The sequence below is a fragment of the Nocardiopsis sp. MT53 genome, from assembly GCF_019598965.1.
Taxonomy (GTDB): Bacteria; Actinomycetota; Actinomycetes; order Streptosporangiales; family Streptosporangiaceae; genus Nocardiopsis; species Nocardiopsis changdeensis.
Genome location: NZ_CP080599.1, coordinates 4,010,068 through 4,030,778, shown reverse-complemented (window position 1 = coordinate 4,030,778; position 20,711 = coordinate 4,010,068). Strand labels below are relative to the sequence as shown.

At 73.1% G+C, this 20,711-nt stretch carries 14 protein-coding genes; 7 read left to right on the top strand and 7 right to left on the bottom strand.

Going from position 1 to position 20,711, the window contains the following annotated elements:
* The 4 genes from K1J57_RS17990 to K1J57_RS17975 all read right to left on the bottom strand — a co-directional run bounded on the left by K1J57_RS17990 (position 1) and on the right by K1J57_RS17975 (position 5,250).
* The gene (locus tag K1J57_RS17990; protein WP_220559722.1) at positions 1 to 654 is read right to left on the bottom strand and encodes an MBL fold metallo-hydrolase; all 654 of its coding nucleotides are present in this window, start codon (positions 652 to 654) and stop codon (positions 1 to 3) included.
* A 70-nt stretch (positions 655 to 724) separates the two neighbouring features.
* Positions 725 to 1,546: an enoyl-CoA hydratase-related protein gene (locus K1J57_RS17985; RefSeq protein WP_220559721.1), complete on the bottom strand. Its 822-nt coding sequence runs from the start codon at positions 1,544 to 1,546 to the stop codon at positions 725 to 727.
* A gap of 289 nt (positions 1,547 to 1,835) precedes the next feature.
* Positions 1,836 to 2,408: a DUF5998 family protein gene (locus tag K1J57_RS17980; RefSeq protein ID WP_220565625.1), complete on the bottom strand. Its 573-nt coding sequence runs from the start codon at positions 2,406 to 2,408 to the stop codon at positions 1,836 to 1,838.
* Between the two features lie 130 nt (positions 2,409 to 2,538).
* A complete protein-coding gene (locus K1J57_RS17975) occupies positions 2,539 to 5,250 on the bottom strand; it encodes a bifunctional GNAT family N-acetyltransferase/acetate--CoA ligase family protein (protein ID WP_220559720.1) in 2,712 nt (903 codons plus the stop codon).
* Between the two features lie 286 nt (positions 5,251 to 5,536).
* On the opposite strand from K1J57_RS17975, the gene K1J57_RS17970 reads away from it, so the two are divergent.
* Entirely contained in the window at positions 5,537 to 6,472 is a 936-nt protein-coding gene (locus K1J57_RS17970; RefSeq protein ID WP_220565624.1) for a carbohydrate kinase family protein, read from the top strand.
* A 300-nt stretch (positions 6,473 to 6,772) separates the two neighbouring features.
* Here the strand turns inward: K1J57_RS17970 and K1J57_RS17965 are convergent, their stop codons facing one another.
* Positions 6,773 to 8,938 carry an ATP-dependent DNA helicase RecQ gene (locus K1J57_RS17965; RefSeq protein ID WP_220559719.1) on the bottom strand — a complete coding sequence of 722 codons (2,166 nt, stop codon included), beginning with the start codon at positions 8,936 to 8,938 and terminating at the stop codon, positions 6,773 to 6,775.
* 346 nt (positions 8,939 to 9,284) lie between these two features.
* Here K1J57_RS17965 and K1J57_RS34000 point away from each other — a divergent pair, with 346 nt between their 5' ends.
* From K1J57_RS34000 to K1J57_RS17940, 5 genes are all read left to right on the top strand, one after another.
* On the top strand, positions 9,285 to 12,146 hold the full coding sequence (locus K1J57_RS34000; RefSeq protein WP_220559718.1) for a glycosyl hydrolase: 2,862 nt from the start codon (positions 9,285 to 9,287) through the stop codon (positions 12,144 to 12,146).
* A 180-nt stretch (positions 12,147 to 12,326) separates the two neighbouring features.
* On the top strand, positions 12,327 to 14,813 hold the full coding sequence (locus tag K1J57_RS17955; RefSeq protein WP_220559716.1) for a DNA topoisomerase (ATP-hydrolyzing) subunit A: 2,487 nt from the start codon (positions 12,327 to 12,329) through the stop codon (positions 14,811 to 14,813).
* 79 nt (positions 14,814 to 14,892) lie between these two features.
* The gene (locus K1J57_RS17950; RefSeq protein WP_220559715.1) at positions 14,893 to 15,423 is read left to right on the top strand and encodes a carbonic anhydrase; all 531 of its coding nucleotides are present in this window, start codon (positions 14,893 to 14,895) and stop codon (positions 15,421 to 15,423) included.
* Between the two features lie 113 nt (positions 15,424 to 15,536).
* Positions 15,537 to 15,863, top strand: a complete 327-nt coding sequence (locus K1J57_RS17945; protein ID WP_220559714.1) for a tetratricopeptide repeat protein — start codon at positions 15,537 to 15,539, stop codon at positions 15,861 to 15,863.
* Between the two features lie 76 nt (positions 15,864 to 15,939).
* Positions 15,940 to 17,064, top strand: coding sequence for a PLP-dependent cysteine synthase family protein (locus tag K1J57_RS17940; RefSeq protein ID WP_255646408.1), 1,125 nt, complete (start codon positions 15,940 to 15,942; stop codon positions 17,062 to 17,064).
* Between the two features lie 75 nt (positions 17,065 to 17,139).
* Here K1J57_RS17940 and K1J57_RS17935 read toward each other — a convergent pair whose 3' ends face one another.
* The gene (locus K1J57_RS17935) at positions 17,140 to 19,248 is read right to left on the bottom strand and encodes a type IIA DNA topoisomerase subunit B (protein WP_220559713.1); all 2,109 of its coding nucleotides are present in this window, start codon (positions 19,246 to 19,248) and stop codon (positions 17,140 to 17,142) included.
* Between the two features lie 489 nt (positions 19,249 to 19,737).
* On the opposite strand from K1J57_RS17935, the gene K1J57_RS17930 reads away from it, so the two are divergent.
* Positions 19,738 to 19,944 carry a hypothetical protein gene (locus K1J57_RS17930; protein ID WP_220559712.1) on the top strand — a complete coding sequence of 69 codons (207 nt, stop codon included), beginning with the start codon at positions 19,738 to 19,740 and terminating at the stop codon, positions 19,942 to 19,944.
* An 82-nt stretch (positions 19,945 to 20,026) separates the two neighbouring features.
* On the opposite strand, the gene K1J57_RS17925 is transcribed toward K1J57_RS17930, so the two are convergent.
* Entirely contained in the window at positions 20,027 to 20,698 is a 672-nt protein-coding gene (locus K1J57_RS17925; RefSeq protein ID WP_220559711.1) for a GNAT family N-acetyltransferase, read from the bottom strand.
* Positions 20,699 to 20,711: the final 13 nt, after the last annotated feature.

Genomic DNA, 20,711 nt, shown 5'->3' with positions numbered 1-20,711 from the left:
TCACCAGCCCCGTTCGCGCCACTCGTCCAGGTGGGGGCGCTCCACTCCCAGAGTGGTGTCGCGCCCGTGGCCGGGGTAGACCCAGGTGTCGTCGGGCAGGACCCCGAACACGCGCTCCTCGACGTCGCCGAGAAGGGTTCGGAAGTCCTCGTCGGACCAGGTGCGGCCGACCCCGCCCGGGAAGAGGCTGTCGCCGGTGAACAGGTGGACGTGCCCCTCGGGGTCGTCGTAGCGCAGCGCGATCGACCCGGGCGTGTGGCCGCGCAGGTGGATGACGGTGAGGTGGCAGTCCCCCACGGAGATCCGCGAGCCGTGGACGACGGGCTCGTCGACGGAGACGGGCAGTTCCTCGCCGTCCTCGGGGTGGGCCACGGTGCGGGCGCCGGTCTCCCCGACCACCTCGGCCAGGGCCTGCCAGTGGTCCTGGTGGCGGTGGGTGGTGATCACCCGGTCGAGGCCGTCGGCGCCGATGAGTTCGAGGATACGGTCGGGCTCGGCGGCGGCGTCGATGAGGGCGGCCTCGCCGGTGGAGCGGCAACGCAACAGGTAGGCGTTGTTCTCCATGGGGCCGACGCTGATCTTGGTGATGGTCAGATGCGGTAGTCGTCGCAGGTCGGCGGGGCCGCCGACCCTGGTATCTCCGGAGTAGCTCACCCGACCATTGTGACCTCTGCGCAGGAGCGGACGCACCGGACGCCCCGAAAGGAGGGGCGCCCGGCCACGGTCACCTGGCCCAGCGCGGCGGGCGCTTCTCGAAGAAGGACAGCCGGCCCTCGGCGGCGTCCTCGCCGGCGAAGAACTCGGCGGACAGCTCCCCCATGCGGGCGAACGCCTCGGCCCGCCGCTCGGGGGCGGCCAGCGCCCCGGCGCCGAGTTCGCCGAGCAGCTCCTTGGTGCGCGAGAGCGCCTTGGGCGCGGAGCCGCGGATGCCCTGGAGGACGGCGTCGAGGGCGTGCGCCATGTCGCGGTCGGGCACCGCCTGGGTGATGAGCCCGGCCTTGGCGGCGGCGGAGGCGTCGAAGAGCTCGCCGGTGAGGAAGTAGCGGCTGAGCTGGCGCGAGTGCATCCGGGCGGACACGGGGACGGAGATGATCGCGGGCACCACTCCGATGCGCACCTCGGTGAACGCGAAGGTGGCGCTCTTGGGGGCCAGGGCGATGTCGGCGGCGGCGACCAGGCCGATGCCGCCGGCGCGGGCGGCGCCGTTGAGGACGGCGATGACGGGCTTGGGGGCTCCCATGATCTGCTCGAAGACCTCCGGCAGCTCCGGGGCGGGCTCGACGGGTTCCCCGGCCAGCGCGGCGGCGACCTCCTTGAGGTCTGCCCCGGCGCAGAACACGGGCCCGGTGCCGGTGAGGACGACGGCGCGCACCTCGTCGTCGGCCATGGCGTCGGACAGCGCCTTGGAGAGCTCCGACCGCAGCCGCGCGGACAGCGCGTTGCGGTTGCGGGGGGAGTCGAGGGTGACCGTGGCCACTCCCCTGTCCACGTCGAGGCGTACCAGGGGCGTGTCGTCCTTGGGCGTCGGGGACGAGTGCTGCGTCATCGCAGACCGACCTTTCTCCGGGTCCATCATCTCCGCGGGTGCGGGGAGTGTGTGAGAGCGGGCGCGCCGTCGGGGTACGGCGTGCACGGAAACGCCTGGTTTGTGACCGGACGCGCCTCTCTTGTGGCGGAATGCACGAATCCGGTTCCACCCTAGACGGACGGGTCGCCGGGGCACCACGGCCGGGTGAACCGTGTTCGTTAAGTCCGTGTCACGGCCGGGGGGCGAACGCGTGAAACGCGGCGGGGCCGGGGACCGCGGCGGTCCCCGGCCCCGCAGGGTCCCGGTGTCAGCGGGTGGCCGCCGACAGCGCGTTCGCGAAGTTCAGCATGGTGGCGACGGCCTCGGCCCCGTCGGCCGCCTCGCTCACCCGCAGGGTGAGCGGCTCGGCGGTGATGGCGCCGGTGTAGCCGTGGTCGAGCTCGCAGCTCTCGTCGGCGCAGGAGGCCGGCTCCAGGTCGATGTGGGCGACCGCGCCCCAGTTGACGGAGAGGTTGACGCTGAGGACCAGCTCGCTGGGCATGCTCCCGGGCGTGTACTGCGCGGGGTTGGGCACGACCCTGGTGAGGGCGACCGACTGGATGTTGCCGAGCTGGATGCTGTCGGTGGTGGTGGACGCGTGCGAGGTGCCGCCGGGCTCGGTGGGCGGGTGCTCGTCGGTGTGGCACACCACGAGCCGGGTGGCGGTGAGCAGCATGACGGTGATGTGCCGCCGCATCTCCATCGCCGGGTCGAAGGTCGCCTCGTGGTGCACGACGAACGCCTCGGCGCTCTCGTCGCCCAGGGCCGTGGCGACGGCGTCGATCACCAGCGCGGGATAGTAGCCGCTGCGTTCGATCTCCAGCCGCCAGTCCGTGGACACGGCGCGTGTTTTCCTCATATCCCTATCCTGCCTCCTCACCGCGGCACTTCGCGACCGCTGGGAGAAACGGGATGCCCAGTGCCTGATCAGGACGTCACCCCTCGCCCGGACCCGGGCGCGGGCCGCCGCATCAGAACGTCACCCCGCGCAGCCGCCGGGGGCCGGCGTCGGGCCGGACCTCGGGGGCCTCGCGCAGCCACATGCGGGCGCCGAGCACGTGCGCGCCGGTGGCGTTGACCAGCACCGGGTCCAGGTCGATGTAGCCGATCTCGGGGAACGCCTCCACCAGGCGCGAGACCCGGATGAGGAGTTCCTCCAGCGCCTCCACGTTGGGCTGCTCGGCCAGGGAGGTGGCCCCGGCGGGCAGCCCGAACAGCAGCGGCGCGGCGCGCACGGCGTGGATGAGGTCGGCGGCGTCCATGTCGGTGAGCGGGGCCAGCCGGAACGCCCGGTCGTCGAGGAGTTCGGCGGTGACGTCGGCCAGGCCGAAGGAGACCACCGAGCCGAACGACCGGTTGTCGCCCGCGCGCACCACGGTGGGCACCCCGGGGGCGACCATGCGCTGCACGACCAGGTCGGCCTCCGCGCCGAACCGGTCGGCCAGCGACAGGTAGGCGCTGCGCACGTCGTCGGGGGTGCGCAGGTCGGCGCGGACGAAGGTGCCCCCGGCCCGCACCCGCAGGTCGGGCGAGTCGGCCTTGACCACCACGGGGTAGCCCAGCCGCCCGGCGGCCACCACGGCCTCGTCGGCGGAGGACACGGGGATGTCGGGGTAGGCGGTGATGCCGTAGCAGGAGAGGAGTTCGCGGGTGTCCTCGGCGGAGACCGCGGTGTCCTCGTCGTAGCGGCGCTCGCCGCCGAACCAGACCTCCTCCCCCGGGGCGTTCTTGAGCGCCCGGGTGATGGTGGCGCGGGCCCGCGCGCCGTCGATGTCGGGCAGCTCGGGGTGGCGGCCGGGCTTGCGGTCGCGCCACTGGGTGTACCGGGTGGCGTAGGCCAGGGCGCGCACGGCGTCCTCGGGCGCGGGGTAGGAGGGCACCGAGCCGCGCAGGGTCTCCCCGCGCTCGCCCACGTGGCGCAGCTCCTCGGGGACGCCCTGGCGGGCCAGGTAGGTGGTGACGATGGGCTTGTCCGAGCCCAGCGAGCGGGCCCGCAGCACCCGGGCGACGTCGTCGGAGATGGGGTGCAGGGCGGGGACGAACACGACCACGACGGAGTGGACCTCGTCGTCGGCCAGCGCCGCCTCCAGGGCCCGGTCGAAGTCGTCCGCGGTGGCCTGCGGGCCCAGGTTGACGGGGTCGTGCGGCTTGAGGCCCTGGCGGACCGCGGCGTCCTTGACCAGCAGCTCCAGGGAGTCGGAGTTGCCGATGACGCCGACCCGGGGGCCCTTGGGAAGGGGCTGGTAGGCGAACACCTGGGCCGCGTCGAACATCTGCGTGATGTCGTCGACCCGGACCACGCCGGCCTGCTGGAACAGCGAGGTGACGGCGTAGTCGGGCAGCGCCAGCCCGCCCGCCGCGTGCCCCGTGGGGGTGGTCTGCGCGGACCCGCCGCTGCGCACCGCCACGACCGGCTTCAGCTTGGCCAGGCGCCGGGCCAGGCGGGTGAACTTGCGCGGGTTGCCCAGGGACTCCAGGTACTGGAGGACGACCTCGGTGGAGGGGTCCTCCTGCCAGTACTGCATGAGGTCGTTGCCGGACACGTCGGCGCGGTTGCCCGCGGAGACGAACGTGGACAGGCCCATGCCCCGGTCGGCGACGCGCTGCAGGATGGCCCGGCCCAGGGCGCCGGACTGGGAGAAGAACCCGATGGGACCGCTGCGGGGCAGGTCGGGGGACAGGGTGGCGTTGAGGGACACCGAGGGGTCGGTGTTGGCGACGCCCAGGCAGTTGGGGCCGACCACGCGCATCCCGGCGGCGCGGGCGGTGCGCACCAGCTCGTCCTGGCGGGCGCGCCCCTCGGGGCCGGTCTCGCCGAAGCCGGAGCTGACCACGATCAGGCCGTGCACGCCCTTCTCGGCGCACTGCTCCACCACGTCCGCGACCGCTTCGGCGCGCACGGCGACCACGGCCAGGTCCACCTGGTCGGGGATGTCCAGGACGGAGGGGTAGGCGCGCACGCCCACGACGGCCTTGGCCTCGGGGTGGACCGGGTAGACGGGGCCCTGGAACTCGCTGTCGAGGAGGTTGCGCAGGGCGGTCTGGCCGATGGTGTGGGCGGTGCGGCTGGCGCCGATGACCGCGACGGACTCCGGGAACAGCAGCCGGGCGATGGAGCGCGACTCGGCGCGCTGCTCGCGGGCCCGCATGACCTCGGTGGAGTCGTCGGTGGGCTGGATGTCGAGGGTGAGCCGGATGACCCCCTCGTCGAAGGTCTGCTGGGCGGTGTACCCGGCCTCGCGGAAGACGTTGATCATCCGCCGGTTCTCCGGGAGCACGTCGGCGATGAACCGGCGGATGCCGCGTTCGCGGGCGGCCGCGCCGATGTGCTCCAGCAGGACGGAGGCCAGCCCGCGCCCCTGGTGGGCGTCCTCCACGACGAAGGCGACCTCGGCCTCCTCCGGGGCGACCTTGTCGTAGCGCACCACCGCGACGAGGGCGTCGGAGATGGTGGCGACCAGGGCCACCCGGTCCTCGTAGTCGACCGTGGTGAAACGTCTCACGTCGCGGTCGGAGAGGCGGGGGTAGGGCGCGAAGAACCGGTAGTAGATCGTCTCCGGGGAGAGTCTGCCGTGGAACTCGCGCAGCAGGTCGGCGTCGTCCGGGGTGATGGGGCGCAGGTGGGCGGTGCCTCCGTCGGTGAGGACGACGTCGGCTTCCCAGTGGTTCGGGTAGGACTGCACGACTGCGAGACTAGACGACAATCGGTCGATTCCGGGGAAAGTCGATGCGGTCGGCGCGAAAACACCCGCGGTACGTCCCGTCCCCGGGGGCCGGAGGTCCCGATCCGGGACCGAGCACCCTATGGCCGGATACGCTTGTCCACGGGGCTCGGCTCCGGGACGAGGGCCCCGAATCGGCGTGTGTCCGGGGTGCCGTCACTTCGTTACACACCGCTGACGATTCACCTGTTAACGTCGAGCGGGCACGAATTCTCATGACTCGGTGGTGGCTGGCGATATGACACGAGTGGTCGTGATCGGTGATCTGATGACCGACGCCGTCGCGCGCGCGTTCCACCCGTTGGCCCGCGGCAGCGACACCCCGGCGTCGGTGGTGATGTACGGAGGCGGCTCGGGGGCCAACATCGCCTCCTGGCTGGCCGTGGAGGGCACCGAGACCACGTTCGTGGGCCGGCGCGGATCCGACATCACCGGGCGCACCCGCGAGATGGAGCTGATGGGCTACGGGCTCGACTCCCGGATGGTGATGGACCCCGAGGTCGCGACCGGGACCTGCGTGGTGATGATCACCCACCGGGGCGACCGGACGATGCTGAGCGACCCGGGCGCCAACGCCCGCCTCCAGCCCGAGGACCTGCCGCGCGACGTGTTCGGCCCGGACGGGCACCTGCACGTGTCGGGCTACACGCTGATCAACGCCGACTCGCGCCGGGCGGCGCGGGTGGCGCTGCGGATGGCGCGCGAGAGCGGCATGTCCATCTCGGTGGACGGCGGCTCGCACGCCCCGCTGGAGCGCGCCGGCGCGGAGAACTTCCTGGACTGGACGCAGGGCGCCCGCCTGCTGTTCGCGAACCTGGCCCAGGCCAAGGTGCTGACCGGCCGGGAGGACCCGGAGGCGGCGGCCAAGGTGCTCACCGCCTGGTTCCCGAACGTGGTGCTGAAGCTGGGCGAGGAGGGCGGCCTGTGGGCGTCCAAGACCCGCGACGACGTGGTGTGGGCCCCGGCCGACCAGGTGGACCCCTCGCCGGGCTCGGTGGGCGCGGGCGACGCGTTCATCGCGGGCTTCCTGCCCGCGTGGCTGGCGGGCCGCCACCCCAAGGAGGCCCTGGCCCGGGCGCACCGCCTGGCGGCGCGCGCCCTGCACCAGCCGGGTGCCCGCCCGGACCTGGGCAACGGCCAGCCGGTGCGGCGCGGCGCCCCGCGCGGCCAGCGCATCCGCTGACCCGCACCCCCATGACGTCCCGCGACGGGGCCCGGCCGACACCGGGCCCCGTCCGTGTTCCCTGAGCACCCCCGGACCTGCCGTCGACCGGCGGCGAGGTCTCCGCGCACCCGGGGATGCGGCGGCCGAAGACCGCCCGCGGCAGGCAAGGGAGCGCACGCGCCGGAGGGCGTCCACGGCGGTCGGGTGTCCGGTGCCGCCCGAAGCGACGGCGGAGTCCCGTGGCACGCCCCGGGAACCGGAGACCGTTCGCGGCAGGCAAGGGAGCGCGCGCCGGCGAACGCCGCGCCCGGGCGGGGGTCAGCCACCGGTGGTGGCGAGGGTGAGGGGCAGGACGGCGGGCGCGCCGAGTTCGCGCAGGATCGCGGCGCCGACGGTGAGGCTCCATCCGGTGTCGGTGTGGTCGTCGACGAGCAGCACCGGCCCCGGCGTCTCGGCCTGGAGGGCGGCCAGGGCCTCGGCCAGGCCGGGGCCCGGGACCAGGGCCCGGTGCACCTGGGCCAGGCGCATGGCGCTGTTGTGCCGCCGCTCCCCCGGGCCCTCCGGGGTGGCGTAGGCCAGGGAGCCCACCGGGGCGAGGCGGCCCAGGGCGCACAGGCGCCCGGCCAGGTCGTTGATCATCCGCGGCCGGGTGAGCGAGGGCATGGCCACCACACCCACCGGCCTCTCTTCCCAGCCCCAGGCGGCCAGGACCCGCACCAGTCCCTGGAGGACGCGGTCGCTCACCGGGGCCTCGGGGGCGTCCTCGGCGAGCAGGGCGCGCAGCTCGACCCCCCAGCCGATGTCGGTGAACCGGCCCAGGGCGCGGCCCGGCGCGGCCTGGAGCTCGGGCTTGATGCGCCCCGACAGCGGCACCCCCAGGGTGTCCATGCCGGTGGGCCACTGGCGGCGCGGCTCGATGAGCACGCCCGGCCGGTCCAGGTGGGCGGCGGCCGCCTCCCGGCGGCCGGGGTCGACCCCGGTCTCCCAGGTGCGGCCGGTGCAGTTGTCGCAGCGCCCGCAGGCGGTGGCCTCCGGGTCGTCCAGCTGGCGGCGCAGGAACTCCATCCGGCAGGTGTCCAGGGCGGTGTAGTCCAGCATCGCCCGCTGCTCGGTCTCCCGCGCCTTGGCGACCGCCTCGTAGCGTTCGGCGTCGTAGGACCAGGCCCGCCCGGTGGCCTCCCAGCCGCCGCGCACCCGGCGCACCGCCCCGTCGACGTCCAGGACCTTGAGCATCTGCTCCAGGCGGCTGCGGCGCAGGTCCACCCGGGTCTCCAGGCGGGCGACGGACAGCGGCCCGCCCTCGGCCAGCGCGTCCAGGGTGCGGCGCACGGTCTCCTCCGGCGGGAAGGACAGGCTCGCGAAGTACTCCCAGATGCGGGTGTCCTCGCGCCCCGGGAGCAGCACCACCTCGGCCCGCTCGACCCCGCGCCCGGCACGGCCGACCTGCTGGTAGTAGGAGATCGGCGAGGAGGGCGCGCCCAGGTGCACGACGAACCCCAGGTCGGGCTTGTCGAAGCCCATGCCCAGGGCGCTGGTGGCCACCAGCGCCTTGACCCGGTCGGCCAGCAGGTCGTCCTCGGCGGCGCGGCGCTCGTCGGGGTCGGTCTGCCCGGTGTAGGAGCGCACCTCCATGCCCTGCTCGGCCAGGAACCGGGCGGTCTCCTCGGCCGCCGCGACGGTGAGGGTGTAGACGATCCCGGAGCCGGGGATGCGGGGCAGCTGCTCGGCCAGCCAGGCCAGCCGGTCGGTGGGCTCGGGCAGGTCCACCACCGACAGGTGCAGGCTCTCCCGGTCCAGGGGCCCGCGCAGCACGAGCGTCTCGTCCCGGTCGGCCCCGGCCCGCAGCTGCTCGGCGACGTCGCGGGTGACGCGCTCGTTGGCGGTGGCGGTGGTGGCCAGCACCGGGACGCCGTCGGGCAGGTCCAGCAGCAGGGAGCGGATGCGCCGGTAGTCGGGGCGGAAGTCGTGGCCCCAGTCGGAGACGCAGTGGGCCTCGTCGACGACGACCAACCCGGCACCGGCGGCCAGCTCGGGCAGCACCCGGTCGCGGAACTCGGGGTTGTTGAGGCGCTCGGGGCTGACCAGCAGCACGTCGACCCCGCCCGCCTCCACGTCGGCGTAGACGGCCTGCCAGTCGGTGGTGTTGGCGCTGTTGACGGTGCGGGCGCGGATGCCCGCGCGCTCGGCGGCGGAGATCTGGTTGCGCATGAGGGCCAGCAGCGGCGAGACGATGACGGTGGGACCCGCGCCCCGGGCCCGCAGCAGGGCGGTGGCCACGAAGTACACCGCCGACTTGCCCCAGCCGGTGCGCTGGACGACCAGGGCCCGGCGCCGCTCGGCGACCAGGGCGTGGATCGCGGTCCACTGGTCCTCGCGCAGCCGGGCGGAGTCCCCGGCCAGGGCGCGCAGGTGCGCCTCGGCGCGCTCGCGCAGGTCCCCGTCGGCGGGGTCGGTGGTGAGGGTGGGGTCAGGGGTGGTGGCCATGATCCCTTCGTACCAGAGCGGGCCGACGCCCGGGGCGTCGTCCACTCCCGCCCGTCGCCCACCGCCGCCCCCAACGGACGCCTCCGACGAGGCCCCCTGCCCGTCGCCCGCCACCGCCGGCGAGCGGTGCCCTGAAGCTCCTCCCCCGCCCCTCGCGCTCCGCACGGTTCGCGGGGTGTGCCGGTTCCCGCCGGCCACGGGAGCCGACCACGGTAACAAAACAGAAACTTTCGAAGTTTCCTCCATTGCGCTCACATCTTCGCCTGAGCACACTCTGAGCACGGTTCCTCACGCATGGGAGCGCTCCCATGCGCGAACCCCCCGCTGAACCCAGAGAGGCGCACCGATGGACGACAACCACCCGCCCCCCGCCCCCTCCCGACGGTCCCCCGGCCGCGGCACCGCCGCCGTCCTGGCGGCGCTCGCGATCGGCGGCGCGACCGCCCTGACCACCACCGCCCTCACCGCAGGCCCGAACGCGGCCCCCGCCGCGGCCGCGGCCCTCGTCCCGGTCGGCGCCGGGAGCTACGACGACGCCCTCCCCGCCGGCGCCACCGGCCCCTCCGACCTCAACGGGGCGCCGGTCGACCCCAAGGTCACCGAGGACTTCGAAGGACCGGCACCCACCAACGAGTGGTGGTCCTCACTCATCTTCCAGCGCTACCCGGACAACCCCTACGGCGAGAACCTCTACGCTCACCCGGCCACCTACCGGCCCCACGCCGGGGGCCTGGAGATGGGCCACCCCCGCGAGCCCCGGCTGGTCGCGGACGGCCTCAAGTACGAGTTCCCGCACACCGCTGACCTCTCCCTGGGCGCCGTCGGCCTGGACTCCCCCGACACCCGGGTCGCCGACAGCGGCGACTGGACCGTGACCGCCCGCTGGTCGGGCGGCCCCACCCTGGACGTCACCATCGGCCAGGGCCTGCCCTTCGCGCACGCCCGCACCGACGGCGGCGACGCCGAGGTGGCCTTCACCGGTTCGCCGGACGTCTGGCACGAGGAGGGCTCGACGGTCGGCGCCACCGTCAACGGCAACCACTACGCCCTCTTCTCCCCCACCGGGTCCCCCTGGACCCGCTCGGGGGACACCTTCACCGCGCCCACCGGGGACGGCGGGCACTACTCCGTCGCCCTGCTGCCCTCGCCGGACGCGCTGGACGACTTCGCCCCCTACGCCCACTCCGCCGTCACCGGCTCCGTCGTCGAGTACGACTACGACGAGGCGGCCGCCACCCTCACCAGCACCTACCGGGTGGAGACCGAGGCGCTGGAGGGCGGCGCCGAGGGCACCGTCCTGGCGATGTACCCGCACCACTGGGGCAACAGCGACGACGAGGTCGCCGGCCTGTCCTACGCCTCCCCGCGCGGGGAGATGCGCGTGGCGCTGGGCGGCTCCTTCACCACGGAGCTGACCACGCAGGGCATCCTGCCGAGCCTGCCCACCGTCGACTCCGCCGACCACGACCGGCTGCGCCTGCTCATCGACGAGGTCCTCGCCGAGGACGCGCACTTCCCCTCCCCCGGCGACACCTACTGGGACGGCAAGGCCATGGGCCGCCTGGCCCAGCTAGTGCCCATCGCGGACTCCATCGGGTACACCGAGGCCCGCGACGAGCTCCTGGGCCTGCTCAAGGGGCGCGTCGAGGACTGGCTGACCGCCGGGGGCGGCCGCGGCCTGCACTACGAGGCCGACTGGGGGACGCTCCTGGGCTACCCGGACAGCTTCGGCGCCACCACCGAGCTCAACGACCACGACTTCCACTACGGCTACCTGGTCTCGGCCGCCGCCACCATCGCCCGCTACGACCGGGGCTGGGCGGCCGAGGACGCCTGGGGCGGCATGGTGCGCATGGTCATCGACGACGTGGCCGCCACCGAGGCCGGCCTCTTCCCCCGCCTGCGCTCCTTCTCCCCCTACGCCGGGCACGGCTGGGCCTCCGGCCACGCCGGGTTCGCCGCGGGCAACAACCAGGAGTCGTCCTCCGAGGGCATGCACTTCGCCTCCTCCACCGCGCTCTTCGGCGCGCTGACCGGCGACGAGGAGCTGCGCGACCTGGGCGTCTTCCTGCACACCACCCAGGCCTCCACCGTCACCCGCTACTGGCAGGACCACGGCGGGGAGGCCTTCCCCGACGGGTTCGGCCACGACGTGGTCGGCATGGTCTGGGGCGACGGCGGCGACTACCGCATCTGGTGGGACGGCGGCGACGAGGAGCACTACGGCATCAACTACCTGCCGATCACCGCGGGCTCCCTCTACCTGGGCCACGACCCGGCGCACGCCGGGGCGATGTACGAGTCCCTCGTGGACCGCCTGGGACGCGAGCCCGAGATCTGGCGCGACATCCACTGGGCGCACCGGGCGCTGTCGGACGGCGACGCCGCCCTGGACATGTTCGAGGCGCAGTGGCAGACCTACGAACCGGAGGCGGGCGGCTCCAAGCCGCACACCTATCAGTGGATCTCCACGCTGGCCGAGGTCGGCACCGTGGACGCGTCCGTCACGGCCGACACCGCCCACTACGCGGTGTTCTCCGACGGCGACGGGCGCGCCTACACCGCGTTCAACCCCGGCGGCTCGCCGATCACGGTCACCTTCTCCGACGGCACCGAACTGGAGGTGGCCCCCGGCACCCTGGCCTCCACCGTCGGCGAGGGCGGCGGGGGCGACCCGGGCGGCCCCGACCCGTCGCCCGACCCCGACCCCGGGGGCGGCGACCTGGGCGACGGCGTGCTGTACCCGAACGGGTCGGACCTGTCGGCCGAGCCCCCCGGCACCGCGGGCGTCATCACGGTCCCCGACGCCGGGGGCGCCAACCGCGACGGCGACCCGCCCGCGGACGCCGTGGTCCTCGAACTGGAGGGTGTGAGCGGTTCCTTCGACGGCGGGGAGACCGCCTTCTCCCTGCCGGTGGACTCCGGGGCCTCGGTCGCCAACGCCGTCCAGGTGCGCGTCGAGTACGACTTCGACGGCGACGGGACCGTCGACCGGACCGAGACCTACCCCTACTTCGCCACCGACGACGTCACCGGGTGGGAGACCCACACGCAGGGCCGGGGCCCCTCCTCCGTCTCCGGCGGCTTCGCCGACCTCGACGGCGGGACCGTGCGCCTGAAGATCTGGAGCGCCCTGGGCACGGCCGACTCCAGCGTGCGGACCGGCGCGGACGGGGGTGCGACCCTGACCGTCCCCTTCGGCGGCTGACCCGCGCGACGGCACCCCGGCGGCCCCGTTCCGATTCGCTCCCGGAGCGGGGCCGCCCCTCGGCAGGAAGGTCATAAAGCGCCACCGCCACGGACGAAACCCGCCAGTCGCGCGACTCACACACGCCCGACCACGCGCACACGTACGTTTCAGTCTCTGGTTCGGGCCAGAATTACGGACATGGCCCGTACAACTTCCCACCCCCCCGAGGATCTCGCAGAGAAGATCATCGACATCGACGTCTCCGAGGAGATGCGCGGCAGCTTCCTCGAGTACGCCTACTCGGTGATCTACCAGCGCGCCCTGCCCGACGCGCGGGACGGCATGAAGCCCGTCCAGCGCCGCATCCTGTACCAGATGAACGAAATGGGGCTGCGCCCGGAGCGCGGGCACGTCAAGTGCGCCCGCGTGGTCGGTGAGGTGATGGGCCGCCTGCACCCCCACGGCGACTCCGCCATCTACGACGCGCTGGTGCGCCTGAGCCAGCCCTTCGCCATGCGCGTCCCCCTGGTGGACGGCCACGGCAACTTCGGCTCCCTGGGCGGCGACGACGCCCCCGCCGCCATGCGGTACACCGAGGCCCGCCTGGACCGGGCCGCCGAGCTGCTCGTGTCGGGCATCGACGAGGACGTCGTCGACTTCAAGCCCAACTACGACGGCCAGGAGACCGAGCCCGAGGTCCTGCCCGCGGCCTTCCCGAACCTGCTGGTCAACGGCGCCGCCGGCATCGCGGTCGGCATGGCCACCAACATGGCCCCGCACAACCTGGGCGAGGTCATCGCGGCGGCCCGCCACCTCATCGCCCACCCCGAGGCCACCCTGGAGGAGCTCACCGAGTTCGTCCCGGGGCCGGACCTGCCCACCGGTGGCAGCATCGTCGGACTGGACGGCATCCGCGACGCCTACCGGACCGGGCGGGGCACGTTCAAGACCCGCGCCACCGTCGCCATCGAGAAGGTCAGCGCCCGGCGCACCGGCCTGATCGTCACCGAGCTGCCCTACAACGTGGGCCCCGAGAAGGTCGTCGCCCGCATCAAGGAGCTGGTGCAGTCCAAGAAGCTCCAGGGCATCTCCGACCTGAAGGACCTGACCGACCGCAACCAGGGGCTGCGGCTGGTCATCGAGCTCAAGAACGGCTTCAACCCCGAGGCCGTCCTGGAGGAGCTCTACCGGCTGACGCCGATGGAGGAGTCCTTCGGCATCAACAACGTCGCCCTGGTCGACGGCCAGCCCCAGACCCTGGGCCTGCGCGAGCTCCTCCAGGTCTACGTCGGCCACCGGCTGGAGGTCGTGCGCCGCCGCAGCGAGTTCCGCCGCCGCAAGCGCCGCGAGCGCCTGCACCTGGTGGACGGCCTGCTGGTGGCCCTGCTCGACATCGACCGCGTCATCGCGCTCATCCGCGAGGCCGATGACTCCACCGCGGCCCGCGAGTCGCTGATGTCGGCCTACGACCTGTCGGACATCCAGGCCCGCTACATCCTGGACACCCCGCTGCGCCGCCTGACCAGGTTCGACCGGCTGGAGCTGGAGACCGAGCGCGACCAGCTCAACAGCGAGATCGACGAGCTCACGTCGATCCTGGAGTCGGACAAGAAGCTGCGCCGGGTCGTCTCCAAGGAGCTGGGCGACGTCTCCAAGAAGTTCGCCACCCCGCGCCGCACGCAGCTGCGCGAGAGCGACGGCGTCTCCCGCGCCGCGGTGATCCCGCTGGAGATGGCCGACCAGCCCTGCCACGTGCTCATGGACGTGGACGGGCGGATCGGCCGCAGCCGGGGGGCCGTCCCGCCGCCCATGTTCGAGGGGCTGCGCGTGCGGCACGACGCGATCGCCGTGTCGGTGCCCACCACCTCCCGTTCGGACGTCGGCCTGGTCACCGACCTGGGGCGGATGATCCGCGTCCCGGTGGTGGAGCTGCCCGAGCTGCCCGACGAGGGCGAGGAGGCCCCGCCGCTGGCGTCGGGCCTTCCGGTCGCCGAGTTCGTCCAGCTGGACGGGGACGAACGGGTCGTGTCGGTGGTGTCCATGGACGCCTCCGGGCCCGGTTTCGTGCTGGGCACCGTCGCCGGCGTGGTCAAGCGGGTCGCCCCGGACTACCCGCCCAACAAGGACGACTTCGAGGTCATCACCCTCAAGGACGACGACCGCGTCATCGGCGTCTCCCAGCTGTCCACGGGCGAGGAGGACCTGGCGTTCGTCACCTCCGAGGCGCAGCTGCTGCGCTTCCCCGCCTCCGCGGTGCGCCCGCAGGGCCGCCCGGCCGGCGGTGTGGCGGGCGTACGGCTGCCGGAGGAGGCCCGCGTGCTGTGGTTCGGCGCGGTGAGCAGCCCCGAGGACTCGGTCGTGGTGACCGTGTCCGGTGCGAGCAGTGCCCTGGAGGGGACCCAGGCCGGAGCGGCCAAGGTCACCCCGTTCTCCGCGTACCCGGCCAAGGGCCGCGCCACCGGCGGTGTGCGCTGCCACCGCTACCTCAAGGGCGAGGACACCCTGCTCATGGCGTGGATCGGCCGGGGTCCGGCGCGGGCCGCCCGCGCCGACGGCAAGCCGGTGCGCCTGCCCGACACGACCGAGCGTCGGGACGGGTCGGGTGAGGCTCTGCCGCGCGCGATCGTTACGGTAGGGAGTGGACGGACCGACTTCGGTATCACGGCCCCGGGTTCCGGGGCCTGAGGAAGTCGCAACATGCCGTGCACACCGACCTGGTTCGATGTGCACGGCATCGTCTTGGGTACGGACTGAGGGGGATCTCATGAGCAACGACAGCACGAGCGGCCCGGCGGGCGGCGCGTTCGACGACGTCATCGCCGCCAACGAGGACTACGCGGCCCGGTATTCACTGGCCGGGCTCAAGCCCGTCGCCGCGCGCGGCCTGGCCCTGGTGACCTGCATGGACTCCAGGATCGAACCGCTGGACCTGCTGGGCCTCAAGCCCGGCGACGCCAAGATCATGCGCAACGCGGGCGCCCGGGTCACCGATGACACCCTGCGGACCCTGGTGCTGGCCGTGTACCTGCTGGGAGTGGAGCGGGTGCTGGTCATGCCGCACACCAGGTGCAAGATGGCGTCCGTCCCCAGCGACGACGCGGTGCACGACACCATCATGGAGGAGTACGGGGTGGACACCCGCAGCCTGGACTTCCACACCGACAACGACCAGCTGGGGGCGCTGCGGCACGACCTGGAGCGCATCCGCCACCACCCGCTGCTGCCCGCCGGGCTGCCGGTGGCGGGGGCGGTCTACGACGTGGACACCGGCCGGCTCTCCCCCGTCGACTTCTGAGGGGGCCCGCGGGCGTGTGCGCCCCCGGTGACCGGGGATCAACTAGGGGAATGCGGTCGTCCCCCCGACCGTTCGACCCGATGACGGCCCCCGTGCCGCCGGGAGGAGCACTCGTGGAAGAGAGCACGTACGACATCTTCAACCGCGCCCGCATGTTCATGGAGCTGGGCGACCCCATCTACGCGGCCAGAACCCTGGAGCCGGCCGTGGAGGACGAGCCCGAGAGCCGTTCCCTGCTGGAGCTCCTGGGCCGCGCCTACTTCCACTCCGCGCAGCTGAACAAGGCGGAGCGGACGTTCCGCCGGATCATCGAGCTCGACCCGGTGGACCACTGGGCGCACATCGCGCTCGCCCGCACCCTGGAACGCCAGAGCAGGCACGAGGAGGCGGCCACCTACCGCCGCATGCACGCGGTGATGTCGGGCGGCTCGCTCGACTGAGGGCCGCACCCCGCCGAGGGCCCCGGGACGCGGAGTCCCGGGGGCCTCGCCGTGCCCGCCCGCTACCCTGCTGGTCATGGCACCTCCGACAGACCCCGACGGCACCCCCTGGGTGGACCGATGCAGCGACTCGCGGCGCTCCTGGGCCGACGAGGCGGTCCGCAAGGTGATCGCGGACGCGAACCGCTCGGCCGACACGCACCTGCACGTGTTCCCGCTGCCCCCCGAATGGGGCATCGACCTCTACCTCAAGGACGAGTCGGTCCACCCGACCGGCAGCCTCAAGCACCGGCTCGCCCGGTCCCTGTTCCTGTACGGGCTGGCCAACGGGTGGATCGACGAGGGCACCACGATCGTGGAGGCCAGCTCCGGCTCCACCGCGGTGTCGGAGGCGTACTTCGCACGGCTGCTGGGCCTGGACTTCGTCACGGTGATCCCCCGCAGGACGAGCCCGGAGAAGATCGCCCTGATCGAGCGCTACGGGGGCCGCTGCCACTTCGTGGACTCCCCGCCGGACATGTACTCCGAGGCGGAGCGGCTGGCCGCGGAGAGCGGCGGCCACTACATGGACCAGTTCACCTACGCCGAACGGGCGACGGACTGGCGCGGCAACAACAACATCGCCGAGTCGATCTTCGAGCAGCTGTCGATGGAGCGGCACCCGTGCCCCGACTGGATCGTGGTGGGCGCCGGCACCGGCGGCACCTCGGCGACGATCGGCCGTTACCTGCGCTACAAGCGGCTGCACACACGGCTGGCGGTGGTGGACCCGGAGAACTCGGCGTTCTTCCCGGGGTGGGTGACCGGCGCCGCGGACTACGGCACGGGGATGCCCTCGCGCATCGAGGGGATCGGCCGCCCGCGCATGGAGCCGAGCTTCGTTCCGTCGGTCATCGACCTGATGATGCCGGTGCCCGACGCCGCGAGCATCGCCGCCATGCGCCACCTGTACGACCGGACCGGCCTGTCGGCGGGCGGATCCACCGGGACCAACCTGTGGGGCGTGTGGCACCTGGTGGCCCGGATGCTCGACGAAGGGCGCCGGGGCAGCGTGGTGACCCTGATCTGCGACGGCGGCGAGCGCTACCGGCACAGCTACTACAACGACGCCTGGGTGGCCGAGCGGGGGCTGGACCCCGCCCCGTACCGCGACGCCATCGACCGCTTCCTCGGCGAGGGCGTCTGGGCCCCGCCCGCCTGACCCGGACGGCCCCGGCCCCGGAGTGTCCGGGACCGGGGCCGAGGGGGCCGTGGCGGGCGGGGGCGGCCGCGGGGGCTAGGCGTCGATGCGGGCGACGTCGAGCTCCTGGGCGCCCTGCTGGATGAACCGGCGGCGCGGCGCGACCTCGTTGCCCATGAGCAGGTTGAACACGTTCGCGGCCTCCTCGGCCTGCTCCACCCGGATGCGGCGCAGGGTGCGGTACCGCGGGTCCATGGTGGTCTCGGCCAGCTGGTCGGCGTCCATCTCGCCCAGGCCCTTGTAGCGCTGCACCGGCTCCTTCCAGGCGATGCCGCGCTTCTCCAGGTCCAGGAGGGTGCGGGTCAGCTCGGCGTCGGAGTAGGTGTAGATGTACTTGTCCTCGGGCTTGGCCCCCCGCTTGCGGCGGGTGTTGGTGAGCTCGATGCGGTGCAGCGGCGGGACCGCGGCGAACACCCGGCCCGCCTCCAGCATCGGCCGCATGTAGCGGTAGATGAGGGTGAGCAGCAGGCACCGGATGTGCGCGCCGTCCACGTCGGCGTCGGCCATGAGGATGACCCGGCCGTAGCGGGCGGCGTCGAGGTCGAAGCTGCGGCCGGACCCGGCGCCGATCACCTGGATGATGGCGGCGCACTCGGCGTTCTTGAGCATGTCGGCGACCGACGACTTCTGCACGTTGAGGATCTTGCCGCGGATGGGCAGCAGCGCCTGGAACTCCGAGTCGCGGGCCAGCTTGGCGGTGCCCAGCGCCGAGTCCCCCTCGACGATGAACAGCTCGCTGCGGTCCAGCCCCTCGCTGCGGCAGTCCACCAGCTTGGCGGGCAGCGCCGAGTTCTCCAGGGCGTTCTTGCGCCGCTGGGTCTCGCGCTGCTGGCGGGCGGCCAGGCGGGCCTTGGCGGCGTTGACCACCTTCTCCATGACGGTGCGGGCCTTGGCCTTGTCCGCCTTGTTGGTGGAGGTGAGGAATTCGCGCAGCTCCCGGCCGACCACCTGGGAGACGATGCGGGCGGCCGCGGAGGTGCCCAGGATCTCCTTGGTCTGGCCCTCGAACTGGGGCTCGGGCAGGCGGACGGTGACGACCGCGGTGAGCCCCTCCTGGGTGTCGTCCTTGGTGACCGGGTCGTCGCTGTTCTTGAGCAGCTTGACGGCGCGCAGCTGGTCGTTGATGACCCGGACCAGGGCGCGCTCGAACCCGGTGATGTGGGTGCCGCCCTTGGGGGTGGCGATGACGTTGACGAAGGAGCGGACCGTGGTGTCGTAGCCGGTGCCCCAGCGCAGCGCGACGTCCACGTCCAGCCGGCGCTCCACGTCGGCGGGGACCATGTGCCCGGCGTCGTCGAGCACGGGGACGGTCTCGGTGAAGTTGCCGCTGCCCTGGATGCGCAGCACGTCGCTGACCGCGTCGTCGGGTGCCAGGAAGGTGCAGAACTCGCTGATCCCGCCGTCGAAGCGGAACTCCTCCTCGAAGGGCTGCTCCTCGCCCTCCACGCGCTCGTCGCGCACGGAGATGGTGAGCCCGGGCACCAGGAAGGCGGTCTGGCGGGCCCGCTCCAGCAGGGACTCCCGGGCGATCTCGGCGCCCTTGATGAAGATCTGCATGTCCGGCCAGAACCGGATGCGGGTGCCGGTGAGCTTCTTGGCGATCTTGCGGAACTGCTCCAGCCCCGAGACGGCGGTGAACTCGGCGTCGGGCCCGGCCCCTGCGAAGCGCCCGGGGATGCCGCGGCGGAAGGAGAGGCCGTGGGTGTGGCCCTGGCGGTCGACCTCCACGTCGACGCGGGCGGACAGGGCGTTGACCACGGAGGCGCCGACACCGTGCAGGCCGCCGGAGGCGGTGTAGGAGCCGGAGCCGAACTTGCCGCCGGCGTGCAGCTTGGTCATGACCAGCTCCACACCGGAGAGCCCGCTCTTGGGCTCGATGTCGACGGGGATCCCGCGGCCGTCGTCGGCCACCGACACCGAGCCGTCGTTGTGCAGGACGACGTCGATACGCGTGCAGAAGCCGCCCAGGGCCTCGTCGACGGAGTTGTCGATGATCTCCCACATGCAGTGGGTGAGGCCGCGGCTGTCGGTGGAGCCGATGTACATGCCCGGCCGTTTGCGCACCGCCTCAAGACCTTCGAGGACCGACAGGTGCCGGGCGGAATAGTCCTCGGGGTCGTGGACGGCTGCGGTCAAGGCGGTCACTCGGACATCTCCTGCGTCTTGAGGGCCATCGGGGCTCGGATGCGGTGCGTGCCCTTTGTACCGCGCCGCACCGACGAAAAGGGCCAGGCCACGGCGTACGGGTCGGTTCACCTCGTACGCCGGGGAGGGTTCGGGCGGGTTCGTACGGGTCCGGCGGCGGTGCCGGACGGTCGCCCGGGGCGGGCCGGCGGCGACCGGGAACACCGCGGGGAGCGGGGTCGGCGGCGGCCGGAACGGTCCTGCCCCGCGCGAGACTACCACCTCCGGTGGATGCGACCTGGATACTCCCCTTTTCCGGGGATGCGTCGGGCGTTCAGGGGGTACACCAAGGAGTAGAAACGACGAGCGGCCACAAAGGCCCCAAAGGGAGATCTCCAGGCACCAATCAGGCGGATTCCGCTGTCGGCGTACACGGCCCCGGGTTGGGAACGTCTGGGTCGGGTTAGATGTTGTCTGAGGTGACCGACGCCGAGTATTGAGGATGGCGAAGTGACTGGAACCCTTGCCCCCACCCAGCCGCTGACGGCTGCTGACCGTTGCGACCGCTGTGGTGCACAGGCTTACGTCCGGGTGCTGCTGAACTCCGGTGGCGAGCTGCTGTTCTGCGCGCACCACATGCGCAAGCACGACGATTCCCTCCGGAAGATCGCTTCGGACATCCACGACGAGACCGACAAGCTCAACGACGACAAGTAGCGCCGGTCGCACCGCACGGACACGGGCGGCGGCCCCCGACAGGGGACCGCCGCCCGTCGTGTGCCCGGACCGCGGAGCGGCCTCAGGCCAGGACGCGGTTGTGGTACGCGGACACCTCGGTGAACCCGAAGCCCTCGTAGAGGCGGCGCGCCGCCGTGTTCTCCGTCACCACGCACAGGTAGGCATCGGTGGCGCCCTTGTCATGGGCCGCGGCCAACAGGTCGGCCAGGATCCCCGAGGCGACGCCCCGGCGCCGGGCCCCGGGGGCGGTGACCATGGCGCAGACCGCCGCCGAGCGCCCCGACAGCACCGCGCAGCCCCGGCCCGCGCCGCCGGGGGCGGTCCCGTACAGCGCGGTGGTCCCGCCCAGGATGCGGGCGACCACGTCCACCCGGGCCGGGCCGTGGGCGAGCCAGTCGGCGCCGGGCGCGGCGGCGACCGCCGTGGTGCCCGGGGCCCGCGGGCGCCCGAGCGGCTCCCGGGCCAGGACCAGTGTGGGCTCCACCACCGCGTAGCCGTGCCGTTCCAGGCGCGCGTCCGCCTCCTCCTGCCCCGGCCACACCTGGGCGCAGGGGGTGAGCCCCCGCTCCCGGTAGAACGCGGTGACCTCGGCCGGGTCCGCGCCGGGTGCCAGGAGCACGGCGCTGTTGGCGCGCTTGGTCACCCCCTCCGCGGTGCCGAACCGCCAGCCGCCCCGTTCGACGACCTCGAACGCCGGCCAGTCCCGCGCCACCCGCGCCGCCCACTCGTGCACGCCCGCCGCCTCC